This window comes from Salinimicrobium sp. TIG7-5_MAKvit (assembly GCF_049569215.1).
In the GTDB taxonomy this organism is placed as follows: domain Bacteria; phylum Bacteroidota; class Bacteroidia; order Flavobacteriales; family Flavobacteriaceae; genus Salinimicrobium; species Salinimicrobium profundisediminis.
On sequence record NZ_CP145903.1, the window covers coordinates 1,844,484 to 1,868,751 of the forward strand.

16 protein-coding genes are annotated in these 24,268 nt (G+C 40.7%); 5 read left to right on the forward strand and 11 right to left on the reverse strand.

Annotation, left to right across the window (positions count from 1 at the left end; genetic code table 11):
* Nucleotides 1–5: 5 nt before the first annotated feature.
* A complete protein-coding gene (locus tag V5739_RS08290) occupies nucleotides 6–3,230 on the reverse strand; it encodes a SusC/RagA family TonB-linked outer membrane protein (protein WP_423820390.1) in 3,225 nt (1,074 codons plus the stop codon).
* Between the two features lie 448 nt (nucleotides 3,231–3,678).
* On the opposite strand from V5739_RS08290, the gene V5739_RS08295 reads away from it, so the two are divergent.
* Entirely contained in the window at nucleotides 3,679–3,963 is a 285-nt protein-coding gene (locus tag V5739_RS08295) for a hypothetical protein (protein WP_423820391.1), read from the forward strand.
* Nucleotides 3,964–4,096: 133 nt separating this feature from the next.
* Here V5739_RS08295 and V5739_RS08300 read toward each other — a convergent pair whose 3' ends face one another.
* From V5739_RS08300 to V5739_RS08325, 6 genes are all read right to left on the reverse strand, one after another.
* Nucleotides 4,097–4,771, reverse strand: coding sequence for a LytR/AlgR family response regulator transcription factor (locus V5739_RS08300; RefSeq protein ID WP_423820392.1), 675 nt, complete (start codon nucleotides 4,769–4,771; stop codon nucleotides 4,097–4,099).
* On the reverse strand, nucleotides 4,764–7,802 hold the full coding sequence (locus V5739_RS08305; protein WP_423820393.1) for a sensor histidine kinase: 3,039 nt from the start codon (nucleotides 7,800–7,802) through the stop codon (nucleotides 4,764–4,766). The genes V5739_RS08300 and V5739_RS08305 overlap by 8 nt, the downstream gene beginning before the upstream one ends.
* Nucleotides 7,803–8,704: 902 nt before the next feature.
* A complete protein-coding gene (locus tag V5739_RS08310) occupies nucleotides 8,705–9,727 on the reverse strand; it encodes a cytochrome-c peroxidase (RefSeq protein WP_423820394.1) in 1,023 nt (340 codons plus the stop codon).
* A gap of 294 nt (nucleotides 9,728–10,021) precedes the next feature.
* The gene (locus tag V5739_RS08315; protein WP_423820460.1) at nucleotides 10,022–11,731 is read right to left on the reverse strand and encodes a glycoside hydrolase family 9 protein; all 1,710 of its coding nucleotides are present in this window, start codon (nucleotides 11,729–11,731) and stop codon (nucleotides 10,022–10,024) included.
* 206 nt (nucleotides 11,732–11,937) lie between these two features.
* Complete coding sequence (locus V5739_RS08320) at nucleotides 11,938–12,555, reverse strand: hypothetical protein (protein ID WP_423820395.1); 618 nt, start codon at nucleotides 12,553–12,555, stop codon at nucleotides 11,938–11,940.
* 226 nt (nucleotides 12,556–12,781) lie between these two features.
* Entirely contained in the window at nucleotides 12,782–15,253 is a 2,472-nt protein-coding gene (locus tag V5739_RS08325) for a DUF5916 domain-containing protein (RefSeq protein ID WP_423820396.1), read from the reverse strand.
* Between the two features lie 236 nt (nucleotides 15,254–15,489).
* On the opposite strand from V5739_RS08325, the gene V5739_RS08330 reads away from it, so the two are divergent.
* Complete coding sequence (locus V5739_RS08330; RefSeq protein ID WP_423820397.1) at nucleotides 15,490–15,885, forward strand: BLUF domain-containing protein; 396 nt, start codon at nucleotides 15,490–15,492, stop codon at nucleotides 15,883–15,885.
* Nucleotides 15,886–15,920: 35 nt separating this feature from the next.
* Nucleotides 15,921–16,301 carry a DUF2809 domain-containing protein gene (locus V5739_RS08335; protein WP_423820398.1) on the forward strand — a complete coding sequence of 127 codons (381 nt, stop codon included), beginning with the start codon at nucleotides 15,921–15,923 and terminating at the stop codon, nucleotides 16,299–16,301.
* Between the two features lie 96 nt (nucleotides 16,302–16,397).
* Here V5739_RS08335 and V5739_RS08340 read toward each other — a convergent pair whose 3' ends face one another.
* The 3 genes from V5739_RS08340 to V5739_RS08350 all read right to left on the reverse strand — a co-directional run bounded on the left by V5739_RS08340 (nucleotide 16,398) and on the right by V5739_RS08350 (nucleotide 22,025).
* On the reverse strand, nucleotides 16,398–17,783 hold the full coding sequence (locus tag V5739_RS08340) for a sodium-dependent transporter (RefSeq protein WP_423820400.1): 1,386 nt from the start codon (nucleotides 17,781–17,783) through the stop codon (nucleotides 16,398–16,400).
* Between the two features lie 128 nt (nucleotides 17,784–17,911).
* Entirely contained in the window at nucleotides 17,912–20,788 is a 2,877-nt protein-coding gene (locus V5739_RS08345; RefSeq protein WP_423820401.1) for a M16 family metallopeptidase, read from the reverse strand.
* 178 nt (nucleotides 20,789–20,966) lie between these two features.
* Nucleotides 20,967–22,025 (reverse strand): transporter substrate-binding domain-containing protein, encoded by a 1,059-nt coding sequence (locus V5739_RS08350; RefSeq protein WP_423820402.1) that lies wholly within the window; start codon nucleotides 22,023–22,025, stop codon nucleotides 20,967–20,969.
* A 235-nt stretch (nucleotides 22,026–22,260) separates the two neighbouring features.
* Between V5739_RS08350 and V5739_RS08355 the strand changes: the two genes are divergently transcribed.
* Nucleotides 22,261–22,581 carry a hypothetical protein gene (locus tag V5739_RS08355; RefSeq protein WP_423820403.1) on the forward strand — a complete coding sequence of 107 codons (321 nt, stop codon included), beginning with the start codon at nucleotides 22,261–22,263 and terminating at the stop codon, nucleotides 22,579–22,581.
* Here the strand turns inward: V5739_RS08355 and V5739_RS08360 are convergent.
* Entirely contained in the window at nucleotides 22,562–23,152 is a 591-nt protein-coding gene (locus V5739_RS08360; RefSeq protein WP_423820404.1) for a riboflavin synthase, read from the reverse strand. The two genes, V5739_RS08355 and V5739_RS08360, sit on opposite strands and share 20 nt — an antisense overlap.
* A 58-nt stretch (nucleotides 23,153–23,210) precedes the next feature.
* Here V5739_RS08360 and pdxA point away from each other — a divergent pair, with 58 nt between their 5' ends.
* A complete protein-coding gene (gene pdxA / locus V5739_RS08365) occupies nucleotides 23,211–24,257 on the forward strand; it encodes a 4-hydroxythreonine-4-phosphate dehydrogenase PdxA (protein ID WP_423820405.1) in 1,047 nt (348 codons plus the stop codon).
* Nucleotides 24,258–24,268: the final 11 nt, after the last annotated feature.

Consider the following 24,268-nt stretch of genomic DNA (forward strand, 5'->3'; position numbering starts at 1 on the left):
GCTAATTATATATTCACTTTTAGATTAAATCCGTAGGTAGCGGGAGAGGGCATTTGTCCCATTTCTACTCCGGGTAGAATTTCATTTCCGTTTAAAGCGGCTGTTTCAGGATCATAGATTGGAAAGTCGGATACTGTATACAGGTTTCTTCCAAAGATTGAGGCTTCGAGACCAAGTATTCCTGTGCCCCGGAGCAATGTCTTTGGGAAATTGTACTGGAGGCTCACTTCCCGCAGTTTTAACCAGGAGGCATCAAATGAATTTGATTCCACATTTGCTCTCCGGTAGTAGCGGTTATACCAATCTGGCGTGACCGCCTTCGTAGTATTTGGGGAATAAGTCCCATCTTCATTGAGCACCACTCCTTTTCCAATAATGTAACCATCTTCTCTTCCCATAAAAGTAGAAGTGAGTTTTCCTTGTTGAACAAGTTTATGATGGGTTTGGGAATAAATAATCCCTCCATATTGCCCGTCAAGGGTGAAATTGAAACCGAAGTTTCCAATTTTTATCTGGTTGTACCATCCTGCAGTCCAGTCTGGCATGGCGTCTCCTATATACATTATGTCACCAGATTCAGGATAAGCCGGGAGGCCGGCTCCATCGTATACGATTTCACCTTCTGGAGAGCGTACAAAACCATAGCCGTAGATTGCGGTGGGAGATTCACCTACTTTGGCAATCATTGAGGCCTGTCCGCCGGTACCTACTACAAACTGGTTCTCAATATTATCTGGCAGGTCAAAAACTTTCCCCCAGTTCCTTGCCCAGGTGAATGTAGAATTCCAGCTAAAAATGTCATTTTGAACAGGTTTTATTCCCAGCGTTAACTCGACGCCGCGGTTTCTTACCTTACCAGAATTCAGAATTGCTGCGCTATATCCTGTTGCGTAATTAAGCGGTACCCGAATGATTTGGTTTTCAGTAGAAATTTCATAAACGGTCGCGTCAAGATTTAACCTGTTATTTAACAGGCGTGTTTCTATTCCTGTTTCATAGCTGGTGGAAATTTCAGGTTTAAAATCTTCGTTATACAAGGTTGCAGGCACTACAGCCGAACTTGGAAAAGCGTTTTGATTGTAATATTTGCTGGTTTGATAAGGGTCTGTGTCATTTCCTACCTGGGCGTATGAAAATCTATACTTGAGGTAATCAACTGCACCTTCGGAAAAATTAAAAATATCTGAAAGAATAAAGCTAGTATTTACAGAAGGATAGAAGAAGGAATTGTTTTGCTCCGGAAGTGTACTCGACCAGTCATTTCTTCCGGTTACATCCACAAAAATCTGATCCTTATAAGACATTGTGTACAAACCATAAAGGCTATTAACCTGCTTGTCACTGTCACCTTTGTTGATATTAGGATTATTCATTCCGTTAGCCAATTTATAGACCCCCGGAACTACCAGTCCTGTTACCGAAGCATCGGTATATCGCCTTTTTTCAGTCCGTGCATTTCCTCCCAGGGATAACGAAAAGGCAAAATCTTTACTCAATTTGTTTTCGTAGTTAAGAAGAAAATCGCTGTTCAATTCCTGTTTGAAAACATCCTGAGTTTGATAGTATCCACGTGAATACCTGTTAATGCTATAGGGCCTTATTTGCTCCCGCTCCTGGTTGGTAGAGTTAAGGGCTGTTCTTAACATTAAGTCAAGGTTAGGTGTTAACTGGATATTTGTATAGACGGTTCCAATGATCTGGTTGCTTTCCAGCGTGTTTAAAGCTTCATAAGCAATTAAATAAGGATTGTCAATATAAGAACTGAATGGCTGAATTTGTTCAATTTGTTCCTGTCCTTCCTGCCAGATGGGACGCAGCCAATCGATATTTACATTGGGATTTTGAAAGATCATAAAATATGCAATAGATCCATTGTTATATCCCGTACTCGGAAGATTGTCGCTGCTCCTGTTATTATAGTTAATTATAGCCCCGAGTTCCATTTCATCTGATACATTGTATCTGGAGTTGATGGAAGCAGTGATACGTTCAAATCCTGTATTGGGCATGATCCATTCATTTTTTGAATGTCCTATAGAGGCTCTCATGGATCCATTTTCTCCACCTCCCTGGATAGATACATTGTTATTAATGGTAACACCTGTGCGCCAAAAGTCTTTTCTATTGTCCTTATATGGCTGCCATAATTGACGTTCTAAAGACTGTCCACCTACAGCAGGATCATATTGATAGAAATACTGCCCTTCAAATCTTGGTCCCCAGGCACTACTGGTTCCCCCGGTACTGTTTCCGTCTTCCGAAGCTCCGTAGGAGTAATATGGATTTCCTTCATCATCAAATGATTTTCCTGTTCCCTGTCCATATTCATATTGATAATCTGGCCAGCGCTGAATAACATCAAAAGTGACTCCTCCGTTGTAGGTTATTCCCAGTCCTTTTGAATTGCGGCCAGATTTGGTTGTGATAATTAATGCGCCGTTAGCAGCTCGGCTTCCGTAAAGAGCAGTTGCTCCGGGGCCTTTTAATACACTCACACTCTCAATATCTTCAAGATTTAAATCTGAAATTGAATTACCATAATCTATAGGGGAATCCTCTCCCATATAGGCGCTGGAAGATCCCGATGTGGTCATTTCGGTATTTACCGGAACTCCGTCAACAACGATTAAAGCATAATTTCCCTGTAAATCGAAGGAAGAGTTTCCGCGAAGGGTAATTTGCTGGGAATCAATAGGACCCGAACTGGAAGACACTATATTCAATCCCGCAACTTTCCCTTTTAAACCCGATGACCAGTTATTAGGGGTAGTTTGTGCAATATCCTCAGATTCTACAGTAGCCTGAGAAAAACCCAGGCGCTTTTCTTCCCTTTTTATTCCCAGGGCTGTAACCACTACTTCATTAAGGGAATTGACATTCTCTTTAAGAGTGACTTCTATGAAATCCATTCCGTTTATTGGGACTTCACTTTTTTCAAATCCCAAATAGGAGATCTCGAGAATTGCAGTAGGTCCTGAAACGCTGAGGCTGAAGTTTCCTTCAAAATCTGTTTGAGTACCATTACTGGTTCCCTTTTCTACTACTGTAGCTCCCGGCAGGGGTAATCCGCCTTCATAAATGACTCTCCCCCGAATTATTTCCTGAAAATTACCCTCTGTTATTATGGTGAATGGAGTAGAAGCAAATGCTTCCGGAAGAATTAAAAGAAAGCATATTAAATAAGCTTGTTTCTTTAAAAAAAGTGTAAAAAATTGTATGTTAGTATTCATTACAATTTGGCTAAAAATTAATTTTTGTAGTCTCAGTTTTAATTAAGCCCATTCTGGTGCAACAGAATGGGCTCTTTTTTGGCTAATTCAAAATTTGCAGTTTCTTCTTATAGATTAGGTGTTTGCGTTGTATTTTCTAAGACTTCTTAATTGTAGTTTCTTCTGTTTTTGCGGGCAATGCAAAGGAAAACCTTGATCTTTATGGAAAGCTCACTTTAAGTTTAAGCTTAGTTTAAATAAACCTTAATTTCATGTAAGAAAAGTTGAAGCCAATTACCCGAATGAATCTCAACAGCTTAAATGAAGAATTGTTCTCTGTTTTAGTTCCTTGAAAGAGAGATTTTTAATATTGATTTCGAGATATTGAACTGAGTTTAAACTTTAGGTAACACGGAACTGTGAAACATGAAATACTTTTGAAAAGTGAAAATTCAAAAGTTAATTAGTGATGAATACAGGTAAGACAAACTTGCAGATAAAGGAAACAATATCATTTCCGGTCAATTACGACGGAAACCAAAAAGCGGTAAGGGATTTAAAAGGTAAATTATTATGTGATTTAAAGAGCTGGGAAAATAATGAGCTTCTTAATGACCCACAAGAACTATTAGAAGCAATAGGAGAGAAGATTGTAAAACTGCTGAATGAATCTGAAGCAAATAAAAGAAATAATAATATCGAAGTAGAATTAGCCGCCCGTAAGGAAGAGATAATGCAGTTTGAATGGGATTAATTATTTTTTTACACAAAAATAGATGCGACACACTTCCGTAAAGTGTGTAAGTTCTAGATAAAGGGGTATGACTTTTATCGCTATAGCCCAATATTTCGAATTTAATTGCTTCACATCAATAGCAGTAAAGACATCAAGAAGGAGAGATTTCTCCTAAAACTTCTTTCGCGTATCTTTTTGAGATGGGAATACTTTTGTTGCCAATGGTAATCTCTTTGGTGTTAAATGCAGTGACACAATTTTTGTTGATTATGTAAGAACGGTGCACTTGTAAAAAAGAAGAGGAATTTACCTGAGCTAAAAAATCTTTAATACTGGAACGAATCAACTTTTCAGAATTTTCTAAATAAAGCATGAGGTACTGATCTTCTTTTTTTGCAAATAAAATCTGCTCTTCTGAGAGAATGACTTTTTTGTCTTTATCCTTTACAACAATTTGTGCTTTGGTTTGTATTTTGCTCACTGCCAATTCCACAGCAATAAAAAGGTCTTTATTATTAAAGGGTTTTACAAGGTAGCTGGTGGGTTTTGTAGCAATTGCTTTTTTGATGGTCTCTACATCGTTAAAAGCAGTTAAATAGATGAGCGGGATGTCTAATTGGTTCCCCAGCCAGATTCCTGTTTGTGAACCTTCAACCCTAATGTCTAAAATGGCAATGTCTGGTTTTAAAATGGCAATCTCTGCGAGTGCAGTTTCTGCATTTGTTGCCATTCCGCAAATGGTAAAATCCAGTTCTTCCAGGGTCTGTTTTAGAAGCTCCTGGGTGATTATTTCGTCTTCTAAAATGTAAATTTTTATGCTACTCATTGGTAGGGAAAAATAAAGTTAACTTAAAACTGGTAGAGTTCTCGATGCTTAAATTTCCTTTTAATTGCTTGTTCATCATCTCTATGATTTTCATTCCCATAGCCTGTTTTGGGCTTTTTTCGTTATTAAAACTGCCATTGTCACTGTACTTAAAAACATATTTATTGCCCTGCTTTTCAAAATGTATGTAAATTTCAGGGTTTTCTGTTTTTGTGAAAGCGTGCTTGTAAGAATTATTGATTAATTCATTCAGTAAAAGTGAAAAGGGGGTGGCTTGATCGATGTCTAAAATTGAGGCGTCGATGTTTAAATGGTAGGTGGCATTTATAGGAAAAAGCTTTTTGTAATAGTCTATACTATTTTCAATATTTTCTTTTACAGGAATTAGATTCTGCTTGCTTGAATTATACAACAGGTTGTGAATACCTGCAATAGACTCAATCCTGCTCTGGCTATCCTGTAATTTTTCTTTTAATTCGTCATTCCTGCTGTTTACAATTTGCAGGCCCAACAAGCCGGAAACAATTTGAAGATTATTTTTAATCCTGTGATGGATTTCCAGCATCATAACATTTTTGATCTTGGCTTCATTTACCGCAATTCTATTTTTTGCAAATAAGACTTGTTTTTCTTTATACTGATAAAATAAGTAGAAAACTGAAATGGAAATCAAAAACAGGAGCAGTAAAATAAACCACCAGGTTTTGTAAAAGACTTCTTTGGATATTACTTCCAGAGAAATTCTTTCTCCTATTTTTTGATTGGAAGAATTTAAAGCTTCCACCTGCAAATCATAGGTTTCGGCTGAGAGGTTTGCGTATAAAATTTCCTTACCCGAATAGTTGGTGAACCAGTTTGAAGTATTTCCGTTTCCCAGCAAGCGATAGCGGAATTTAATATCCCGGGGGTTCATCTGTCCGAATACCGATAAGGTTGCAGAAAACCTTCTATATTCTGAAGGCAATACAATTTTGCGGGTGTTATTTAAAAAATCGGGGGAGGTATTGACTTCCCAATGATTAGTATCTGAATTGAACAATGAAATGGAAGTAAATTGAGGTTGTACTTTCACCTTATTTTCAACCAGCTCACCGGGCTTAAAATAGCTAAGGCCTTTTTGACTTCCCATTAAGATACTGCCATCCTGTTCATCTCTGTAGGTGCTTAACATATTACCTTTTACTTCGTGCAGGCCGTCTTTGGCAGTAAACCTACTAACTTTTTTTAAAGAAGGGTCTAAAGAAACAATTCCCGAGTAAGTATTCAACCATAAAGTTCCGCTGGCATCTGCAACCATACCCATAATTGAGGTATTCAGCGAACCTTCGTAAAAGGATTTTAATTTTTTTGTGCTTGTGTCAAACCTGTAAATTTCGCCGTATTTTGTAGAAACCAGGAGCCCATGGCTTTCAAGGTACTTTATTGAAAGTAAATGATCTGTTTCTACAGTTTCAAATTCGTAGGTGTTAAAAATGCCATTTCCGTATTCAAAAATTCCCTTATTTGAAATTGCATAAAGTTTGGAGCCATCTGTAGTGAATTCCTTTACCTGTACAGCACCTTTATTAGTAAGCTTTGTTAAGCTCTTGTCGTGCATACTGTATTTAAAAATGGCACCTTCGTGATCTGCGGAATAAAGGGTATCTCTGATTTTAATGGTTTGTTCACCCGGAATTTTCAGCGTTTTATTCTGAATTAGCCTGAAATTAGGATCAAGGCTGTAAAAATTCCCGGCGTCTCCAATTAAAATGCTGTTGTCTTTTTCGATAAAAATGCCGCGGGAGGAATTTATTGCCAGCCCGGTAGTAGCATCCTGTATTTCAATTCGCTCTTCGGTATTATTCTTTACATCAACCCTGTATATCCTGCCGGTCTCTGTTGCGACGATATAATTATTTTCCGTTAGCTTGTTGATGGTTGCCACACTTTCACCTTTTAAGAAAGTTTTGATTTGGCTTTTGATAAAGAAATAGGTCTCTAAAGTGTTCCCATGTAGAACTACCAGGTCTTTTCCAAATTCTTTATAAGCAGTTTCAAAAGAATTCTTTACTTCCATTTTCGTGAGCAATTCATTCTTGAAATCTGTAAACTTATACAAGGCTATTACTGAATGGTCTCTAAAAACTCCGGTGCTTAAGGCGTGTTTAAAATCGGGTGTAAATTTCAGGGTTTTATTTGAACTCAGGAGGTTGCCTGTGTTTGGCGTCTCTGTGAATTTATTTAGAGTTTTATCAAATTTAAAGGCGTTCCCGGTGTCATCAGCATATACATAAAAAGCATCACCCACTTTAAAACAGGAGTGTATGGCCTGCGGAAAAAAATGAGTCCCGTTAGCAGTTACAAAATCCCCTTCGGATATCTTCTTTAAAAACTTTCCCTCCTTATTTAGAAAATACCCCTCTTTTTCAGATAACAACTTAATGATTGTAAAGTCATTTGTGGTAACAGGATCAGCCAGAATTGGTTCGGAAATCGGTTTGGAAAAAGGTACAGAATCAATTAAGGTTAATTTCAATTTATCAAGTGCGGCACTATAAAACTTATCTTTTGAGGTAAGGGCCAAAAGTGTCAAACCTCCGGTAGTATAAGCTTCAGAAAACAGGTAGTTTTTGTTTAATTCATTGTAATCTTTAACAGCCTTAATTTCCAGAGTTTCTGTATTGATATAAAAAAATTCTGCCCGTGCAGTCTTGTAAAATAATTTCAGGTACAGCCCGTTGGCCTTATGTTTAAAAAAGTGCCCATCTTCAATTTTCTTATCAAAGGTGTCGGGTAATTTGAGAGTAAAGAAATTTGCCCCATCAAACCGCTGAATAATTACTTCGCGTTCTCCTAAAATATATTCGTTTGAGAGGTTGTTCTCTCCCAAAATCCACAACCATCCGGTTGTATCGTAGATAGCCTGATAAGGCTTGGAAATAAGATAACCATCAATAGAGGAGAACGAGCTTTTGGAAGTTAGCACAGAACCTTGGTGCTGAGACCAAAGGGGTATCCCGTATAAAAAAAGGATAAAAAGTAATTTTTTCAAATGTTTAATTTTTGATTAGAAGGCTGGCCCCAGGCTTCCTGTTTAAGCTCCCTAAGGCTGATTGCTAAACATACATCTAATTTTTAAATGTAAGCAAAATGAAATTCAGCTTAAAAGCGATGTTTTATTTCTGAAAAATATGTGGTTCCTGTTTCACCTCCCGAGCTGTTTCCCAAAATTCCACCCATTTTTCATCTGGTATGATAAAAGCCATGGGTATTGTGGATGATTTTCATAAAAAAATATCCGTTCACGACAAAAAAGCGGCACTTCACGACATTTTTTTTTGGCACACCGCCCTCTTTTATACTTTTAACCTCTGAAAGCGCAAGACTCAACATTTTGATGAGTGTAAAGAGAAAAATCTCAGCTACGAATGAATGTATAGTATGAGCCAAATTAAAAATCCAAATAAATCTTCTCTCTCATGGAAGGAGAGGGCAATTATAGAGGAACAGATAAATTCAATTAATTACAACAAACACGAAAAATCTTTAAAACACGAGTTTAATAACATGGTTAATAAATGATGGGGCAGAGATCACTTGGATTTTTAAACTGGGTTAATTCGATAATGAATATTATCTATTTATTTTTTCTGGGGGGAAGAAGTATTTAGGTTTATTCTAAAAACATATTATTGAATTAGTTTGATAACCTTTCAGTTCGCTGAAAGGTTTTTTTGTGCTTTTTGATGTTCTCTATTTTGCTTTTTAATGATGATGTTTATTTGATGCTCCTGTCTTTAAAAAACCTCCCAAAAATGGCATTTTTGGGACCTCTTAAAGGTGGAGCTTTCCCTCAATGATCAATTTAAAAAAACTTCCTTTTTCCCTTTTCGCTGTTACTCAATTTTCTGCGGAAGTATAAGGGCCTGTAAACCTCTCCCGACTAATTGTCGCCTATTCAAAGGGATTTTGTTTTGCCTCGTCCCGAACATCGGCTGACAGGCTCTTTAAGAAGGTCACAATATCTTCAATCTCTGTTTCAGAAAGATCGTTTGCAGTTTGCAGTTCTACCATAATTTCTACCGCTTTGTTAAGATCTTCTACAGAGCCGTCGTGGAAGTATGGGTAGGTATGTTCAATATTGCGCAAACCGGGAACTTTGAAGAAATACTTATCCATTTCATCCTGACTTATTTCATAGAGTCCCAGATCAATAGTTTTAGATTCGGTGTACTTCCAGTAGTCTTCGTATAAACCAAATTTCTGGAACATTTGCCCGCCCATGGCAACGCCACTGTGGCAGGTGATACAACCGGCATTGATAAAGCTTTTGAGTCCGGATTTTTCCCTTTGGGTAAGGGCAGAATGATCTCCTTCGAGATAGGAGTCAAACCGGCTTTTTGGCATCAGGGTGCGTTCAAAAGCCCCAATGGCTTTGAGGGCATTTTCAAAAGTAATTCCTTCGTCGCCATAAGCTTTGGTAAACAAATCCTGGTATAGCTCAACTTCTTTTAAGCGGTTTACCAGTTGTTCTTCCTGTTTAATATTGTGTTCAATAGGGTTTAAAATAGGGCCTGCGGCCTGTTCTTCTACAGTTTGTGCACGGCCATCCCAAAACTGCATTTTGTGTAAAGCGGCGTAAAGTACCGTAGGGGAATTCCGGTTCCCAAAGGTTCCTTCAACATCTCCGGGAGAGAATTGCCGGTTGTCTACTCCATAAGTGTTCAGGTTGTGACAGGAATTACAGCTGATATTCCCCTCTCCCGACAAACGTGTGTCATAAAATAAATGCTTCCCGAGTTTTACTGCATTAGAGTCGGGTTCTTCCATTTCTACCGAAGATAAAGGCTGAAAATACACACTTGCATCGGTAAGCAGCTCGTAACCTTCATCGGTAAAGTCAGTTTCGGTATTCTCATTTTTATTTTTGCAGGAAATGATCACAAAAAGCGACAACAGGAGTAGAAATCGTTTCATATTTAAAGAATTAGCGGTCAAAAACTAAAAATAAGAAAGACTTAATAGAGAAAACAATGACAAAAATCAGGTGTTGAAGCCGGGAGGCAGATTTTTTCAGTTAAATGCGATCTTTTTTCTGAAAACCCATGTAATTTGAATCCCTTTTAAAAAAAAGCAGCATCGGGAGGGTTTGGACTTTATACCCTTCTAAAAATGCCATTTTTGAAAACTCTTTCCGAAGAAGAGAAGCCTCAAAAATGTCATTTTTGAAACCTCATTATCATGAAGTAAAGATTAGGCCTGTGGTAACTATTATTCCTTAAGGAGTTCATCTGCTGCGTTTACCAGAAAAATATAACTGGCTCCAATATCAACAATATATTCATTCTCACCCCAGAAAAAGGGCCAGTTTTCTTTGTTCTCGGGATAATCGGGGCCCATTAACAGGATCCCAGGTACCACGCCGCCGGCAATAAAACTGAAGTCTGCCCGGTTACTCCCATAAGCCACTTTTTTGCTCTTTGTACCTACTCCCGAAACAAAAGAAAGGTTAGAATGAGGATGCCTTCCGAAGATGTAGTGTAAACCTTTAAATACATGCTCCTTATCCACCAGGTCCGGGAATAATTTATGGGCCCTGTAATTGGCGATGGCGAAATCTATAATTCCGTGGTTACCACCCCAACCCGGCCTGCGGAACATGGGAACTCCATAAGGATTGTCTTTTTCCAATTGATCTATTTCTGAAGTATATTTTTGAACATAGATTTTTAATTTATTATTGAATTCTGCATCCATATGGGGCGCAGCGTGCAAAGCAATATCAATAGTTCTGTCCAGGGTTTCATCCATCGCATTCCAAATTTTAGAATCAAAGGCTTGAGCATATTTAGTTTCTTTTGTAGTAACATAGAGCTGCATAGAAGTATTCATTTCGCTGAGTTTAAGGAAACGGGCGAAATATCCTGAAGAAGGCTCAGGCGCAGGCATATTCTCATTTTTCTGCCAAAGTTTTTTTGCCAGTTCAAGACATTCCGCAGAGAGGGACGGGTTATAATCTTTTAAAGCCCGGCTTGCGGCAGCCAATGCCCCGGCGGTGCTGTAGTCCAGGTATGGGGAACGTTCAGAAAATACCCACCTGTCGTCCATATTTCCGCTGGATACTCCATCACTTTCGAATGGCTGCAAATTGGGATTGTAGGGCAGGTTGTCGGTTTCGGTTGAGGCGTCTCCCAGATGATGGTACTGGTGCAGGTTGGGAACTATCATCCCTCTAACCGCGTGACCTATGCTATTGATCTGTGCTACCAGGTTTAGGGTTCCGTGTTCGATTTGCTGCAGGATATCTATTTGCCCATCTGGCCGGTGGATATCGACGTACCGATTTTCCTGGTTGATATGGGTTTGATCGCGCTCCAGGCCAAATTCTTCCCAGGAAGCAACAAGATCTGTGATGGTTAGGCAATGGGTGCCGGTTTGGATGTCATAATCCCCTGCGTCAAACCATCCACCTACATCAAGGCCCGGAATGTGTTCGTAGGGTTCAAATTTGGTGTCTGTAGATGATCCCATCCTGTAGCCGTCAAAATGTTCCTGCTCCAGCGGCGCCTGCAAGGCATCATCCATAAAAGGTCTCCCGTGCCAGGTCCTGTAAGCTTCATTCACCTTCATATGATCCATTTGCACAGGGAAGAAAACATCCAGGGTGGGATGCCAGGCTGTCTCGTAAACCTGCTCACTAATAGGGAAAGTATTGGTAGTGTGCTCTCCATATTTTATAAAATAAATCCCGGTTTCTGTCACTTCGGAAAAATCAAATTCGGCATAATTATACCTGAAATGTTTTCCCCATTCGGTAACTTTCCCGCTTACTTTTTCCCCTGTGGTTCCTTCAGGAGTTACCTGATACAAAGAGGCAGTTTGCAACCTATCATGGTTTTTATCCAGTTCTATGATTGCAATCTTTTTTTGTTCCGGGTGATAGCCAATTTGGAAAAACCAATATTGGGTTCCCGGGTCCAGTCAGCAACTGTATTGGCTTCCAGATGCCACTCCAAAACCTTTCCTGTTTTATTCGCCGGCAGGATACTGCGGGTAACAAACCAGCCATTTTGGGCAAGGCTTCTCCCGTCAAATAAAGAGATCTCGGTTTCTGAAGTAATTTTTACGTGGTGATAAGGGTCTTCAGGTGCCAGGATGATGGTCTTACCAGTGGCAAGAGGTTGCGGCTATATGAATTCTTCTTCCCCGCGAGTGTCCAGAGTTGAATGACCAGCAAACTGTGGAACTTTTTCACTTATAGGTTTAATTTTGGTATTACCCGATGGGTAAAGAGGGAAGATACCGGGTTTCCCATTTACCAGATAAGACTTTTCAAAATAAGCAGCAGGCAGGAATTCCAGATTAAATCCGGCTTTTCCTTTAAGGTTTTCGGGAAGGGGTTTATCGAGATGCACAGAAATATTCATCCCTTTTCCCTCAGCTTTGACAATGATCTTTGAGGTAAAATCCAACTGGTTATAACGGGTGGTGACCTCTATAATATTGGAAGCAGGATCTACCTTTCGTTCTACAAGTGAAGGTACAAGATCCCATTGTTCAGGCGTATTCTGCAATCTTACAGCCCCTCCGGTACTACTTCTCATTCCGTTATGGATGAGTTCTATACCGGCGTTTTTTTCGTCAAAAAAGAATCCATTATACTCATTGCTAAAAACAAGGACGTTTAGCCCCCGGGTTTCAAAATATTCTTTTTCATTAATGCTGAGTTGCGCGAATAATTGTCCGGCACCTAAGGTGCAAAAAAGAATAAGTGCCCAATTTCCAAGTAGTGATTTATTACCCATAATGAATCATTTTCTATAAATGTAGAAAATAATTGTTAAAAACACACTTTATTGATTTCTCAGAATGGACTGGGATATGGCGGAAATGAATTCGGGGAACCTTTTTAATAATACCGTTACCTGGAAAAAATTTTGGCAGAGACCAGAGTTGCTTAATAAGACCTCTCAAAATTACCTCCCAAAAATGCCATTTTTGAAAACTCTTCTTAAGAATAAAATATGTCTCTTACAACCTCATTTTTGACTCCCGGTAACCAACGGCATCTTGGGGTAAGGTGGGTCTGTCGTTAGATTTAAACCAGCTTTTAACGCGGTTGTAATCCAGGTAGTAGGAGATCCTTAAAGAAAGGCTGTTCACCTGTGGTTGATCAAAAAGGTTTTTAAAGTTGTCGCCAATATTGATGTGCGAACGCTCTATGTAGCTGTCGGTGGCATTGCGGTAGAGCAGCGTCATTTGGCTTCCGGGGGCAAACCACCAGGAAAAGCGTAAATCCAGGTTCCAGCTGTTGTAAGTGGTGTTGTATTCGTCATTTTTGGACCCGTAATCGCTTAAACCTCCATCATTTTGGAGCGTGTAAAATTCAGAATAAAACACTTCAGAATAATAGTGCCTAAAGGCCAGGTTCAATCCCATTTTGTTGTTGAAGATGTAATTTGCACCAAGAGAGTTTACAATGGTGTTTCTATCGCGCTGCCCAAAAAGGATATCATCCGCCTCCAGGAAATCTACAAAGCCCTCTTCTTTGTCAGACAATCTCACGTTGGTAGACAGTCGTACATTGAACTTGTCTGAAAACCTGTATTGGGGGCTAAAATCAAAAATGAGATCTCCCCGGCCACGTTCATTATACTTGTACCAGTCGGCCAATACTTCTACTACCAGCTTCTTCCTGAAATCTGTATTGAACCAAAGCCACACATCATAATAAGCAGGAATGCTAAAGTACTTGCCATCTACCCGTGGTTCATAAATATCATTGGTCCCAATGGGAGTGGTTTCAAAACCACCGCCAAAGTTGAAAAACTCCCGGGTAGTAAAGCTGGAATTGAAATTAAGGATCCAGTTGCTGTGCAGGTCGGGTTCCAGGCGGCGTTCATGTACACTTACCCAGTTGAGGTACATATTGTTTAGAAAGCCTTTTGGCTGCAAAAGCCTGCGCTGGTACAGGCCCTGGTAACGAACGAAATTTGTGGCACTGGAATAGCCAAGGTCGTTAATATCATAGTCTTTGGTGCGTAAATTGGCGTTGAGGTCCATGCGGTTCTTTCCACTAATTTTTGATACTCCGGCCTGGGCCTCCATACCGGTTTTGGTGCCTTCTTCCATCACCCAGCTGCCTTCAATCCGGCCAAAATAATTAAACGTGTTGGTCTTATTTGTGTGGTCAACATACAGGCCTGTAGCGTTGGCGTCTCTAAAATGGCCTTCGCGGGTGGTGTTGGTATTTACCAGCGATACAGAAGAATTGTCGCCGTAGCGTTGATCGAGCACCAGGATATTGTAATTGGTGAAAGGCTCAATAAGTTCGCGGCGGGTGGCACCGGTTTCGGTATTCTTCACAGTGACATAGGTCTTTTCGGTAATGGCGTTAAAAAATCCGATTCCCAGCCCACCATCTGTCCTTCCCGAGACCTTCAAAGCATTGATAAGATCTACGGAAGAAGGAAAATCAAGGATCTCTTCTTCTTCCTGAAGTGTCACATCTCCAAAAGGCGCACCGCCCACCCTGCGCGAATAGAAGAGGTCCCCTTTGGTAAAAAGCTCGGTTCCTTCAGTAAAAAAAGGTCGCTGCTCATCATACTGCACTTCAAAAGCCGAAAGGTTGAGCACAGATTCGTCGAATTTTGTTTGTCCAAAATCGGGGATCAGGATCATGTCGAGGGTAAAAGCGTCATTAATGCCATATTTCAGGTCCATTCCGCCGTTAACGTTAGTGCTGGTCTCACCGTCGTAACTGTTAAGGTAAGTTGAGACGTAAGGCTGTACCGAAAGTCGGGTAGGGGTTTGAATATGCTCAATGCCGTGAATTTCGCCGTCATATATAGAAAAAGATCCTTTGGCATTATCTACGGGGCTCCAGCTATACCGGGTGCCGCTGCGTTTAAACTCGCGCTCCATTTGCAAACCCCATTCCTGGATGGCTTTTTCAGGAAACCGCAATTCAGAATAAGGAATGAAGATCTCGGCCGTCCACCCGCGGTCATTGATATCTACACTACTGTACCAAACGGCGTTCCAGGAAGAATCTTCGTTGCCATTGGTAATTTTTGCATCGTACTGCACTCCTGCCGCCGTTACAATAAACTGCATGCTCTGTTGCCGGTCATTGTAACCGTTAAGTAAAATAAAGAAGAAGTCGTCATTGCCTATGCCGTCCCGCTCTGTGAGTTCTTTTCTTATTTCTGAAGGATTAGGGTCCAGCATTTCGGCCCCAAAGTAAATGCCGAGATCGTCATAAGCTACTTTTACCTGGGTGGCAAGACTATCGGGGATAGAGCGCCCGTTGTTTGGAAGCCGTTCCACAAAATTGGTAGCTATTGCCGCATTTTTCCACGCAGCATCGTCTAGCCTGCCATCTATTTTTGGAGCGTCATCAATGCGGGAGATGTAGATCTGTTTCCTCGGAATGCTGTCTTTTTCCTGTGCAAAAGCCGAAATACTTATCAAGAGAAAAAGAGCTGAAAAAAGTGATTTCATCAGGGAGTTTAGTTAATAGACAACAAAAAATCATATTTGTTGCAGTAAAGCTGAATGTTTTTTGTCTATTTCGGTTATTCCTGAAATTTTACTGGAAATTCCTTCCAAATGGCATTTTTGAGGGGTGATTATTTCCGAAGAAATGTGGTTTTTACATTAAAATGACGGATTTGTGAAATTCTTAGGATTTATAAAAATTATACTTTTTTAAAATGGGACTGAAAAACCCCCTTTTAATGGAGCATGCAATATGTTTTATAAGTACTGCCAGCAACAATTTTACAGTTGGTGAGATTGAAACCTTACTTCCCAAATGGCGGGAGAAGAACAACAAGGAAAATATTAAAGGAATGCTCCTTTTTTCTGAAGGTAATTTCTTTCAGGTGCTGGAAGGAGAAAAGACAAAGGTTTTGGAGCTCTTTCAGCGTATCAAAGAAGACCCCCGGCACAATAACATTATCCAGGTGGTGGGAAAAGACCTCTCAAAAGGCTCTTTTGATCATTATATTGTTGAACATCTGGATGAAGCAGAATATTCAAAACCTGAGTTGGTAAGCCAATACTGCGAATCTGAAGGGAATGGATCCCGAAACCCAGCAGCAAATCAAAAACATTCTCAAATCGTTTATTGACACCAGGGTTTTATAGTTTTTATTAGCTTGCCGGGGTGCAATTTCATTTCAATTATTTTGCGGGGGCTGTTCTTCTTTTCTTTACAGAAGTGGCTATTGCTGCTTTTGTAAACGATACAGTTATAAGGCCCTACGGTGGAGATTTCCTGGTGATCATCTTTCTCTACTGCCTTTTAAAAAGCTTTTTAAATATTCCTGTCAAAAATGCCATTTTTGGAGTGCTGTTTTTCGCCTTTGCTGTTGAAGCTTCGCAATATTTCGGGCTTCTTTCTCTTCTAAATCTTCAGGATAACAAGATGGCTTCGGTGGTGTTAGGGAATCATTTTGAATGGCTGGATATTTTTATTTACATCCTTGCTGCATTGTGCATTTATTCCGCAGAAAAATTTAAAGCAGGTTATTGGAAGGCTGAGTGAGGTGAAATTTGTCACCAGCGCAAAAAAAAATATTATCGGCAGGTTACTGTAGAATATGTTCCGGAATATTTTAGCTGTATTTTCTTCCGAAGAAAGCTAGAACAGCTGTATGTTAAAGAACTTTTGAAGCAGGGTAAGTATGAACATGAGCCCCAAAACTATCGGACAAATAAATTTGATCATTATATTTAAAAAGCCTTCCATAAAGGAGCCTTTATAATTTTTTGCACCCTGGCTTATTTCATCAGAAAATTTGGCAGTGGTCCACCGGGTGGCGATAAAGACACTAAGCAGGAACCCTCCAAGGGGCAGCGCAATAACCGAAAATACATCCTGTACAAGGTCCATAAAGCTTTTTGATGTGCCTTCGTAAAAAGTGAAGCTGGTTAAGCTTTGAATGGCACCGTAACCCAGCATACTGGGTATTCCAATAAAAAAGATAACAAGGGCCATCAAGGAAACTGCCCTGCGGCGGGACCATTTGCGCTCGTCTATGAGATAGGCAACGGCTACCTCCAGCAGGGAGATGGTAGAGGTGAGGGCGGCAAAACACAGTAAAAGGAAAAAACTACTTCCTACAATTTTCCCCAACACTGGCCCCATAGCCTGAAAGATTCCGGGAAGTGCTACAAATACCAGTCCCGGACCTTCTGAAGGAGATTGCCCCTGAGAGAAAACAAGGGGAAAAATCATTAAACCTGCCAAAAATGCCACCATGGTATCTGCAATTACCACCAGGCTGGCAGAGCTTAAGATATTTTCCTGCTTATTGAGATAAGAACCATAAGTAATCAAACCGCCCATTCCCAGGCTTAGGGAAAAGAAAGCCTGCCCAAGAGCAGAGTAAATAGTTTCGGCATTAATAAGGCTAAAGTTGGGCAGCAAATAAAACTTCACGCCCTCTATGGCTCCCGGTAAGGTGAGACCGTAAACTATGATTCCCAGTAGCAGGAAAAAAAGCGCCGGCATCAATATTTTGGCTGAACCTTCAATGCCTTTTTTGACACCCTGCAGTACTATCACGGCAGTAATGGCCATAAACCCAAAGCTAAACCAGAGATTATCTGAATAATCGGCTACATATTCTCCAAAAAAGGATGAAAAATCATTTTCTTCCAATAAATTTCCGAAGGCTGTTTCAAGAAAATAACCGAAAGCCCAACCAGAAACCACATTATAGAAAGAGAGGATCATGATTCCTGAAAGAATACCGAACAGCCCTACAAGTCCCCAGGCTTTTCCGCCGTATTTTTTATAAGCTCCATAAGGGTTGGACTGTGCACTGCGGCCCAGGGTGATTTCTCCCAACATTATTGGAAAACCTATTAGGAAAATCCAGAAAACATAGATTATTAAAAAAGCAGCCCCTCCGTTTTGTCCTGCCACATACGGAAACTGCCAAATATTCCCCAAGCCTACTGCCGATCCTGCGGCTGCGGCTATAAAGCCTAACCTGCTTGAAAATCCACCTCTTGTTGCCATGCGGCAAAAGTAGATTATTCTTCCTAATTTTTTGACCAAAAAAGAGCACTGAATTTTAAAACCTACCCCCCGTGAATAAAAAAAGCTCCCGCTAAAACGGGAGCTTATAATTGAATTAAAAAAAGTGCTTAGGGCTTTACTGATTCGGGTTTTACTTCTTCCCCTTGTTTATTGATCAATTTAACTTCATCAAAGCCCATATCTTTGAACTGCTCAAATTGGGTAGCGGCATCTCCCACCACCAGGTAAGCCATTTTGGACTCGTCAAGATATTTTTGGGCCAGTTTTCTATGCTCTTCAAGTGTCATGTTGCGAATAACTTCCTCTTCCTGCTTAATATAATCGGCCGGAAGGTCATACGCGCTCCTTTCCTGAAGCATGCCCAGCAGTGAGGGTTGTGTCTCAAAACGGCGGGCATTAGACTTGATAAGGGCATTTTTGGTAAACTCGAGATCTTCGGGCGTGATGCCATTCCTGTATTTGGCGATTTCATCTTTGAAAATACCTACAGATTCTCCTGTGGCATTGGTGCGCACGCTAGAAGAGGCTGTAAAGGTGCCGGGGATCTTAGAACCACTAAAACCACTGCGGGCACCGTAGGTATATCCTTTTTCTTCTCTTAGTACCAGGTTTACGTTACCCGAAAAAGAACCTCCCAACTTGTAGTTCATCACCTCGGCAGGGAAGAAGTCTTCGCTGGTGCGGGGAAGAGCGAGGTAACCAATATTGATCACCGACTGCTTGGCACCAGGTACATCTACAAAATACAATGAGGCTTTGTCTCTATTGGTCACTACTTCAAATTCAGGTATGTTAACTTCTTTAGGTTCCCAATTGTCTTTGAGGTCGGCGAGTACTTCCAGTGCTTGTTCCTGTGAAACATCGCCCACCACATGGAAACGACTTACAGTAGGAGAAAAATATTTGTTGTAGTAATCTTTAAGATCCTGAATGCTAATGGCTTCTACAGACTCTACCGTACCCGAAGTGGGATAGGCGAAAGGATGGTTCTCTCCATACAGCAGCTTGTTATAAACCTGGTTGGCAATTACATTTGGATTGGCCTCATTTCTTTTTATGGAATTGATTGTACTGGTTTTGATACGCGCCAGCTCTTCCTCATCCCATCGTGGCTCAAGAAGGATTTCTTCTACAAGTTCCATGGTTGCTTTAAAATTTCTCGCAAGGCTGTTCCCTCTAATAACTATAGATTCATCTGTGGTGTACATATACAGGTTAGCTCCAAGAAGATCTATTGCCTCTTCGAGTTCTGCAGGTGTTTTGTTGGCCGTACCTTCCATAAGGATATCGGTCATTAAGTTTGCCACACCATTTTTGCTGAGGTCGTCAAGTAAATGTCCGCCTTCAATTACCAGGCTAAAATTTACCAATGGCAATTCATTTTGCTCAATACCATAGACTTCCAGGTCATTTTCAAGCACCAGGTTCCATGACTCAGGAACATTTAAGCCGGGCGCCTCACCCAATTGAGGTGGTGTAGATCTGTCAATCTTTGAAGGTGTTTTTTCAATGGTCTTTTCTTCGGTAGCAGCAACTTCGGCCTCTACGTTTTCGGTGATCTCTTCCTCTACGACCTGGGCTTTTTCAGAGTTTTCAGCAATAAGCTCTAATTGGCCTTTAGGTACAAAGCTGGTCATCACGAAAGGCTTGTCTTTGATGTAGGTATTATATACCCTCATCACATCTTCTTTGGTCACTTTTTTGATATTTTCTATATCTTTTACAATGTAACCCGGGTCTCCGGTGAAGACATCATATTGGGCGAGCTGGAAGGATTTTCCAAGTACGCTGCTTATTCCATTGTAAAAATCGGTTTCAAGACCTGCTTTAATGCGTTCAATATCCCTTTCTGTAACTCCTTCTTTTTCAAAACGATCAAGGGCTTTTTCAATACCGGCTTCAACACTATCTAAATCTACCCCTGCGTTGGCAGTGACCAGGATCCGAAATTTTCCGGCAATTTGATCAGAGCTGTTGAAGGCTATTGGTTCAGAGGCCAGTTCTTCTTCTTTTACCAGTACTTCATACAGTGGCGCTTCTTTTCCGTCGGATAGGATCTCTCCCAGAAAATCGAGCGCATAGGCATCTGCAGTATAATGTTCAACTGTAGGCCACACCATATTGAGCTGAGGTGCGGTAGCAAAGTTATCTTCATGGTAAAGCCTTTTAGTTTCTGAAAGCTTTACGTTTTGTACCTCAAGCGGGGCAACTTCCTGACGTTTTTTAATCTCACCAAAATATTTCTCGATCATTGCTTTGGTCTCGTCCCTGTCAAAATCTCCGGCAATAACCAGGGTGGCGTTGTTGGGGCCATAAAATTTGTCGTAGAATTCCTTAACATCGGCTATAGTGGCACTTTGAAGGTCTTCAAGTTCGCCTATCACCTGCCAGCTGTATGGGTGGCCATCAGGGAAAAGGTTTTTATCGATCACCCAGCCGGTGTGCCCGTAAGGATTGTTGTCTACCCGCTGGCGTTTCTCATTCTGTACTACCTCCTGCTGGTTGGCAAATGCAGCTTCAGTTACAGTATTAATGAAATATCCCATACGGTCAGATTCCAGCCAGAGCACCATTTCAAGTGCATTTTGGGGTACTACTTCATAATAAACAGTACCATCCTGCCAGGTACCGCCGTTTAAGGTTCCACCCACATCCTGGATCTTTTTAAAGAATTGATCTTGTGGTACATTTTCAGATTCCTGGAACAACATATGTTCAAAGAGATGCGCAAATCCTGTGCGGCCTTTTTTCTCCCGGTTAGAACCCACCCCGTACTGGATGGCCACTGACACAATAGGATCTGACTTGTCCTGGTGCAGTACCACATTTAGGCCGTTGTCAAGTTCGTATTTTTCGTACTCAATAGACAGGCCCTGGTCCTGGAGACTGTCAGTTTCTTTTCCCTGCAGGTCTTCGCAGGAAGTAAAGGTGGAGGTTAACAAAGGCAGCATAAGTGCCATTGCGAGGAACCTTACTTTTTTCATACTTCTTTTGGTTTTAGTTAAAATTTGCTGAATATAATAAGTGCTAAATAGTAATGTGTCTGATTTTCAGCAGTAATGTTACAATATTAAATGAAATGAAGTGAAAAAAATATAAAGTTCTTCAGAAGCTAATGTAGTCACTTATAAAGCTGGGGAAGGAGATAAAGTGACTGTATGATTACTTGTATTCAGAAATCAGGCTGTTCCATTCCATGGTTTTCAGCGTTCCAATAAGAATAGGGTCTATTAGGTTTACAAGTTTAGAGTGCTTTGGGAAACTATAACTGTAGTAGTCTTTTTTGAGGCTGTTTTCAAGAACAGTAAGTTCCTCCTGCAGTTCTTTTTCTTCAATATAATAGCTTAGAATAGGTTTATCATATACCAGCACGTTCTTATCATTCTCCAGGAGCGCTTCCAGGCCCTCATTGGCATTGGGAACTTTATAAGAATCAATGTTGTACTGGTCCAATAATTCCTGGGCACTGGAACTTTTTACGGTATAGATCTCAAATCTTTCCAGGTCCTGTACCGTACCAATCTCATCCTGGATGTTTTGTACGGTAAGGGAAGAGGCAATTCCCGCTGTAAGGGTAGAGATCATAATAATAGCTATGAACATCCATATAAAACCTACAACTCTACCACCAAAAGTACGTGGCGACTTATCCCCGTAGCCCACGGTGGTCATGGTCACTGCACTCCACCAGAAGCCCTGGAGTATTCCTTTGGCACCGGGCCCAAATTCTTCTTTGTTCTTTTTTCGTTCAAAGATCCAGACCAGCATTCCAAAAATAAAGATGACTCCCACCAGGATAAGTATGGCCGAGAAGAAGTTCCAGCTAAAAATATTTGAGAGATATCTCCAGACGGCAGAACCACTCTTTCTTGCAATTCCGGTATAAGAGATGAAGTAGGGCTGTGAAAAATCCATTTTCTGCATTCTCTTATCGGTAACAGTGATAGGGTTGATGCTAAGATCAACCTGTCCCTGCTCTACCGCCTGTAGCAGCGCATCAAGAGTTTCGAATTGCTTAAACTTATAATTAGCATTCAATTCCCTGTTTACCAGCTTCCAGGATTCTATACTAAGACCCGAAAAATCGCTTCCCTCCTTCATCACAAAAGGAGGCGCTTCGGTTAATCCAATAATAAGTTCGCCTCCTGTATTTAAGGAATCCTGTGCGCGAGTAGTTACAATGCTTAAACTGAAAAAAAGAAAAACGATATATTTATTCATAAGGCTAAAATAGGACCTCAATTTATAAATTTATAGATAAACACCTTTTTAGAGTGCTGAAGAGGAAAGAATGAAGAATAACTGTAATTTTGTAAGAAAAGTAAACTTTAGATAGGGTTGAGAAATTCTGCAGGGTAATAGTCGATATATTTGATAATTAGTAGGAAAGTGAATTATTCGATATTCCCTGACAGGTAATTTGTTTATTACTTTTAATTATTAGAATATTGTGACCATGGGTAAACGGGGGAAATACCAGATCATACTTGTTCTGCTTGCAGGTCTTGCCTTTGGAATTTATTTCCAGAGCGCCTATGCGCAGGATTCGAAGAGCCCACCTCCACCTATGATGCAGAGCACCCAGTCTTCTACGACAGATAACGGTTGTGGTGAAACTGATGATCCAGGAGATGGAAGTCCGCCACCACCACCGGGTTTTTGCTTACCCATAAATGATTATTTGTTGCCCCTGTTCCTTTCGGGGGTTGCGCTTGGAGCATTCCAGTTATTCAGACTCAGGAAGAAAGAGGAGGAACTTAAGGATTTAACTGAGTAAGTCGCTTTACATACTTCCCAATAACGTCAAATTCCAGGTTGACTCTGGTTCCCTTTTTGATCATTTTAAAAGTGGTATGCTCAAAGGTGTAGGGAATAATGGCCACGCTAAAGTTGTTCTTACCCGAATTCACAACGGTTAAGCTTACCCCGTTTACAGTAATAGAACCTTTTTCTATAGTGATATTTTGTAGCCCAGGGTCATATTCAAAAGTAAACTCCCAGCTGCCATTCTTTTCCGCCACTGCGGTACATAAAGCGGTTTGGTCTACATGGCCCTGCACAATATGGCCGTCTAGCCGGGCGCCCAATTGCATTCCCCGCTCCAGGTTTACCACATCTCCTTTCTTTAATTCTCCCAGGTGAGTTTTTGAGAGGGTTTCAGCAATAGCAGTAACAGTATATTCCCCCTGTGCAATATCTACCACAGTCAAACATACGCCGTTATGAGCTACACTTTGATCTATCTTCAGCTGTGAAGTAAAGTTGGCTTTAATACTAATATTAAGGTTGTCTTCACTTTTAGCCAGTGCCGTGACTACTCCCAGTTCTTCAATGATGCCTGTAAACATTCTCCTATTATTAATTACCTTTGCAGGTATAAAATTAGTGTAAATACAGGAAATCATTATGAAATCATCCGACAAAATAAAAGTGGGAATTAGTATTGGAGATCTCAACGGAATTGGAAGTGAGATCGTGCTCAAGACTTTTGAGGATGTTAGAATGATGGAGCTCTGCACACCGGTTGTATTTGCATCGGCCAGAACCATTACGTTCATCAAGAAAAAACTCAATATCGATATTGCCTTTCAGGGGGTTGATGATGCAGCCCAGGCCATTGATAATAAGTTCAATGTGGTAAATGTCTGGAAAGAGAATGTGACAATAAATTTTGGAGAGGAGACAGAAGAGGCTGGCAGGCATGCCTTTTTTTCGTTACAGGCAGCAACCAATGCTCTAAAGCAGGGTGATGTTGATATTCTTGTTACCGCGCCTATAAATAAACACAACATTCAGAGTGAAGAGTTTCGTTTCCCAGGCCATACAGATTATCTGGCTAAGGAATTGGGAGGGGAAAGCCTCATGTTTATGATCACCGATACCTTAAAAGTAGGGCTTTTGACAGATCATGTGGCGGTAAAAGATGTAGCTGCAGCTATAACACCCCAATTGATCGAAAAGAAAGTGAGGATCATTCATAAAACGTTGCAGCAGGATTTCAGGATCTCGCAGCCTAAAATTGCGGTGCTGGGAATTAATCCGCACAGTGGTGACGGCGGAGTTATTGGAAATGAGGATGAGGAGATCATGAAGCCCACTCTTGAAAAAATAAGGAACTCCGGAAAGCTCATTTTTGGCCCCTATTCTGCCGACAGTTTCTTCGGAAGTGGTAACTATAAGAATTTTGATGCTATTATTGCAGCCTATCACGACCAGGGATTAATTCCTTTTAAAACCCTTTCCTTCGGAAGTGGGGTTAATTTCACAGCCGGTCTTAGCAAGGTGCGCACTTCACCCGATCACGGTACGGCATACGAGATTGCCGGAAAGAACGAGGCCGATCACCACTCATTTAAAGAAGCCGTTTTCAAGGGAATAGATATCTTTAAAAGCCGTCAGGAATATGAAGAACTCACCCAAAACGTCCTGAAGAAACAGGGCAAGAAGATATAAACAAAAAATTG

Coding starts and splice junctions, on each gene's coding strand:
- V5739_RS08360 (WP_423820404.1), bottom strand. CDS start 23,152: ATGTTTACAGGCATCATTGAAGAACTGGGAGTAGTCACGGCACTGGCT.
- V5739_RS08345 (WP_423820401.1), bottom strand. CDS start 20,788: ATGAAAAAAGTAAGGTTCCTCGCAATGGCACTTATGCTGCCTTTGTTA.
- pdxA (WP_423820405.1), top strand. CDS start 23,211: ATGAAATCATCCGACAAAATAAAAGTGGGAATTAGTATTGGAGATCTC.
- V5739_RS08320 (WP_423820395.1), bottom strand. CDS start 12,555: ATGGGTAATAAATCACTACTTGGAAATTGGGCACTTATTCTTTTTTGC.
- V5739_RS08330 (WP_423820397.1), top strand. CDS start 15,490: ATGGAGCATGCAATATGTTTTATAAGTACTGCCAGCAACAATTTTACA.
- V5739_RS08310 (WP_423820394.1), bottom strand. CDS start 9,727: ATGAAACGATTTCTACTCCTGTTGTCGCTTTTTGTGATCATTTCCTGC.
- V5739_RS08350 (WP_423820402.1), bottom strand. CDS start 22,025: ATGAATAAATATATCGTTTTTCTTTTTTTCAGTTTAAGCATTGTAACT.
- V5739_RS08300 (WP_423820392.1), bottom strand. CDS start 4,771: ATGAGTAGCATAAAAATTTACATTTTAGAAGACGAAATAATCACCCAG.
- V5739_RS08290 (WP_423820390.1), bottom strand. CDS start 3,230: ATGAATACTAACATACAATTTTTTACACTTTTTTTAAAGAAACAAGCT.
- V5739_RS08295 (WP_423820391.1), top strand. CDS start 3,679: ATGAATACAGGTAAGACAAACTTGCAGATAAAGGAAACAATATCATTT.
- V5739_RS08355 (WP_423820403.1), top strand. CDS start 22,261: ATGGGTAAACGGGGGAAATACCAGATCATACTTGTTCTGCTTGCAGGT.
- V5739_RS08340 (WP_423820400.1), bottom strand. CDS start 17,783: ATGGCAACAAGAGGTGGATTTTCAAGCAGGTTAGGCTTTATAGCCGCA.
- V5739_RS08325 (WP_423820396.1), bottom strand. CDS start 15,253: ATGAAATCACTTTTTTCAGCTCTTTTTCTCTTGATAAGTATTTCGGCT.